Source organism: Endozoicomonas sp. YOMI1 (assembly GCF_024606345.1).
Lineage (GTDB): Bacteria > Pseudomonadota > Gammaproteobacteria > Pseudomonadales > Endozoicomonadaceae > Endozoicomonas.
Genome location: NZ_JAHHPM010000415.1, coordinates 1 through 4,305, shown reverse-complemented (window position 1 = coordinate 4,305; position 4,305 = coordinate 1). Strand labels below are relative to the sequence as shown.

At 48.0% G+C, this 4,305-nt stretch carries 7 protein-coding genes; 6 read left to right on the top strand and 1 reads right to left on the bottom strand.

Annotated elements, in window-relative coordinates; all coding sequences use genetic code 11:
* Positions 1–204: 204 nt before the first annotated feature.
* The 6 genes from ylqF (at position 205) to KDK15_RS14790 (ending at position 3,998) form a co-directional block, all read left to right on the top strand.
* Complete coding sequence (gene ylqF / locus KDK15_RS14815; RefSeq protein ID WP_257296159.1) at positions 205–1,101, top strand: ribosome biogenesis GTPase YlqF; 897 nt, start codon at positions 205–207, stop codon at positions 1,099–1,101.
* A gap of 88 nt (positions 1,102–1,189) precedes the next feature.
* On the top strand, positions 1,190–1,834 hold the full coding sequence (locus tag KDK15_RS14810; RefSeq protein ID WP_257296158.1) for a thioredoxin domain-containing protein: 645 nt from the start codon (positions 1,190–1,192) through the stop codon (positions 1,832–1,834).
* A gap of 68 nt (positions 1,835–1,902) precedes the next feature.
* Positions 1,903–2,481: a disulfide bond formation protein B gene (locus tag KDK15_RS14805; RefSeq protein WP_257296157.1), complete on the top strand. Its 579-nt coding sequence runs from the start codon at positions 1,903–1,905 to the stop codon at positions 2,479–2,481.
* Between the two features lie 179 nt (positions 2,482–2,660).
* Complete coding sequence (locus tag KDK15_RS14800) at positions 2,661–3,137, top strand: substrate-binding domain-containing protein (RefSeq protein WP_257296156.1); 477 nt, start codon at positions 2,661–2,663, stop codon at positions 3,135–3,137.
* Between the two features lie 178 nt (positions 3,138–3,315).
* Complete coding sequence (locus KDK15_RS14795) at positions 3,316–3,558, top strand: DUF6364 family protein (RefSeq protein ID WP_257296155.1); 243 nt, start codon at positions 3,316–3,318, stop codon at positions 3,556–3,558.
* A complete protein-coding gene (locus tag KDK15_RS14790) occupies positions 3,555–3,998 on the top strand; it encodes a PIN domain-containing protein (protein WP_257296154.1) in 444 nt (147 codons plus the stop codon). Before KDK15_RS14795 ends, KDK15_RS14790 begins: the two co-directional genes overlap by 4 nt.
* Before the next feature lie 101 nt (positions 3,999–4,099).
* Here KDK15_RS14790 and KDK15_RS14785 read toward each other — a convergent pair.
* The coding region (locus KDK15_RS14785; RefSeq protein ID WP_257296153.1) for a DUF3368 domain-containing protein at positions 4,100–4,305 on the bottom strand (206 nt) is incomplete at its 5' end.

Sequence of the window (4,305 nt, the reverse complement as noted above, 5' to 3'; positions counted from 1 at the left end):
CGGAGTCGAAGGGTGCCTGGCACGATCTATCATGCTTCGGAGTTTACGCCCTTCGCAGCCCTGTAAGCGTTCTCTGCATTATTCAGCGCATTCCCGCCATAATTGGTCAACCGCTATCGTTTATTGTTTTCACATTGGTGGTTTTTGGCGCACCCGATACATAGTAAAATAACTCGTTTTCATTCAGGCAAGATAGATCCAACAATGGCAATAAACTGGTATCCCGGCCATATGCACAAGGCCAAAAAAGAGATCCGTGAAGTGATACCAAAGATGGATCTTATTATTGAGGTGCTGGACGCCCGACTTCCCTTCAGCAGTGAAAACCCGATGGTTGCATCACTGCGTAAAGACACACCCTGCATCAAGATTCTTAACAAGAGTGATCTGGCTGATCCGGCGGTGACCCAACAATGGGTAGACCATATCAACCGCACTTCCGGCATGAAGGCCATTGCCGTCAATCTGAAGCAGCCGGACAAAATTCGCAGCATTCTGGCGATGGCACCCGCCATGGTTCCGGAACGAAATCTGGAGGTCAGCCAGCTGAAGGCCATCATCCTTGGTATCCCCAATGTGGGCAAATCCACCACCATCAATATTCTGGCCAGTCGCACAGTTGCCAAAACCGGCAATGAGCCGGCGGTTACCAGGCAGCAACAGAGAATCAAACTGCCCAATAATATTGTCTTGCTGGACACCCCCGGCTTCCTCTGGCCCAAGCTTGAGCCGGAGGATTGCGGCTATCGCCTGGCCATCAGCGGGGCCATCAAAAGCACGGTCATTGAGTTTGAAGATGTTGCCATGTATCTGGCCGAGTTCATGATGCAGCATTACCCGGATGCGCTACTGCAGCGTTACCAGCTTAGGGAAATCCCGCACACCGGAATCGAGCTGTTTGATATGATCGGTCAGCGTCGTGGTTGTATGCGCAGGGGTGGCATTGCCGATACCCATAAAGTTGCTGAAATTCTGATCAATGAGTTTCGCGATGGCCAGCTGGGTCGCATAACCCTGGAAACACCGGAAATGATTACAGCCCAGCTGCAGGCCATGGCGGCAGCAAAAGCGGCAAGGGAAGCAGAAAAGGCTGAAAAATAACCAGCATCTTTATCAGGCACTGAGGTTTGGACAATGTTAACCTCTCGATATTCACACCATTAAACAGGACTACAGGAAAATAATACCGATGAGAAAGTTGTTATTGGTACTTATGTTTGCATTTCCGGTGATGGCTTTTGCCAAAGCAACGGACGGCGCTCAAAATGCCAGTCGGTTTCAGGAAGGCACCCATTATAAAGTCGTTAAGGGGCTACCCACTTCTACCAGACCAACCGTGACCGAGCTATTTTCTATTTACTGCGGTGGCTGCTATCAGTGGGAAAAAGGACCACTGATTACCCTGAAGGCTTGGCTGGGTCAGCAGAACATTGAGTTCAGGCAGGCGCATATGAACTTTATGGGTGCGTATGCCAAGCAGGCCACCCTGGCATTGGCCATGACCCGGGGTACACCACGCCATAACGCCGTCAAACAGGCGCTGTTCAATCGCCTTCATGTGGCGCGCAAGGGTGACTGGCGAAATGATGCGGACTTCTTCCAGACCCTGGAAAAGGCTGGACTGAAACAGTCTGACTTCGAGGCGAACCAAAATAACCTGATGGTGATGAAGAGAGTACTGGACTGGCACCTGTATGGCGAATACGTTCATGCCGTTCCCGGCTTTCTGGTGAATAACCGTTACCTGATCAACATGGGCAGTTTGAAGTCTTATGACGATCTGAACGCACTGATCGTCTATCTGACCAAACTTCCAGTGGCAGAGCCACAATAAACCAGCGCTGATGGCTTTGCGGTGCCCCAACCGGAAAGCCAGAGATAACTTCGTGAGGAATCCAACCATTGGCTGCTGAACAGAACCCCAATAGCCTCTTTCAACGTTTGAAAGACAGCCCACTGCAAACCATCCACGACTGGCAGAATTTACGGTCCACCTGGTTCATTATGTTTGCCACCGCGCTCGTTCTGGAGCTATGCGCCCTGGGCTTTCAGTATATTCTGCATATGGATCCCTGTGAGCGCTGCGTCTATCAGCGGCTCGCCGTTCTGGTGTTGATGTTTGCACCATTGGTTATCATCATCTCACCAACCCATCTGTTTTTCAGGATCACAGGCTACAGTCTCTGGATCGCTGGCGCACTCTATGGGTTGAAGGAAGCCATTGCCCAAATGGCAGACTACGCCGAGTTTAATCCGTTTACTTCCAGCTGCAGCTTCCGCCCGGTCTTCCCTTTCGACCTGCCTCTCTATGAATGGTGGCCCTCCCTGTTTATGCCCACCGGACTCTGTGGTGCCGATGACTGGACCCTTCTTAGCCTGAACATGGCAGAGTGGATGGTCATAATTTTCTCAATTTATCTGCTGGCTGCAGCAACCTGCATTATCAGTTCCCTATACGCTATGTTCTTCAAGAAGCCATAAGGAATTGTCTCGAAATTAGTTCCGCATTTGACTGAGGCTTGTTAAGTTCGCGGGCTGCTGGCCGCAAAAGCACAAACGGCCTGCCTTTTTCGGGTGGCGGGAAGTGGGCAGCGCTTACTGAAATCTCGAAGTTATTAAATGACAGTTCCTAAGTGACTCTGCATCGGTTTTAAAAGTCGATGGCTTTCTACCAGCCAGGTAAGAAACTGAACATTCAGTTAATCCGTCAGTATGATGCATTTGAGCAACCGATGTCTGACGGGATTGATGGCGTCATTCTGGTGGGGATTCGTCCGGAAAACGACGATGCCCTGAAAGCCACCCGCAAAAAACAATCCTTGCCGATGGTCTGTGTCGATTACCAACACCATGAGTTTGATTGTGTTTATACCGACCTTGCCCGGATCTGTCAGCATGCCATTGATTACTTTATCAAGCAGGTCCATCAGCGCATTGGTTTTATTGGCGGGCAGGATGCCGGTAAAACCATTGATGTCAGAGAGTCCGCATTTCTGGAGTATGACCAGTCCCGCAACATGGTTAATGCCGGAGATATTTTTCGCGGTGACTTTTCCAATGCCTCAGGGTACCGCCTGGCCAAACAGATGCTGGAAGAAGATCACCCAAAAGCGTTTCTGGTTGCCTCAGACTCTTAATTCTTATTTCATTTTTCTGAATATTCCCAAACAAAAAATAGAAGCCAACACAAACCATGTCCAGCCAACAGCCAACAGCCAAAAGCCAAACTGGAAGGTGTTCGGTTGATTTAGAATCTGCTTGCATTGCTTACCAATACGTACTAATTTTCAATATTGATACGTGTAAGAGGCGGTTATGAGCAAACTGACACTGACTGTCGATCCTGAAGTGGTTCGGCAGGCAAAAATATACGCTGCAAGCCAGCAACAGAGTTTATCTGGCCTGGTTGAAAATTTTTTAAGGAGTCTTCCTGTTCAACCAGATAATAATAAGCCTGTGCTTCAAGGGGCTGTGGCTGATTTGGCAGGTATCATCAGAGAGGAAGATCTGGAAAGACTTGATGAATATACTGAATACCTGAAGGATAAATACCAATGATACGAACCTTGTTCCTGGATGCGGATGTAGTGCTTGATCTGTTGGCGAAGCGCGCTCCATGGTTTGTGCAAAGTGCTGATATTTTTTCCAGAATACAGGCGGGGCAGGTTCATGGTGCAACTTCAGTATTAGTATTTGCAAATCTCTTTTATATTCTCAGAAAGATTAAAGGTCAGAAAGAAGCCCTTGCTGCTATGCAAAAACTAAAAGGCCTGCTTCGTGTTATGGTTACCTCAGAAGCAGCTCTTGAACAGGCTCTCAACTCGGAATTTACTGATTTTGAAGACGGAATACAGTATTACACAGCCCAGAGCTGTGGAGCGTCTTTATTGATTACTCGAAATATCAAAGATTACAAAACAGAAACAATGCCGGTAATGACACCGGAGCAGTATCTTGAAAGTATTGAGTGTTATCAGTCCTTAGAGGCCAATTTATAAATCAAGTTGGTTACTGCGGCCTTGGCAAATGAGTCTGAAATGATTGTAGAAGAGCGGGTAAAGTTTCGAAGCGTCGGGCTTAAATCGAGACAAAAACGCAGCTATGGTTTTGATGAGATAAAAGAAGTTTCCTCAAGCTTCAGTAATTCATTAATGACTGAGTCTGAATATCGAATGCCTTGTTGCCGGAGATCATCTGTGATGGGTTTGAGTGGCAGGTTTTCCATCATGACTAAAGAGTAATGCTTCCACTCTCTTAATAAAGAGACCGGCCTTTGGGGTGAGGTCTCAATGCCTCTGGCCCTGA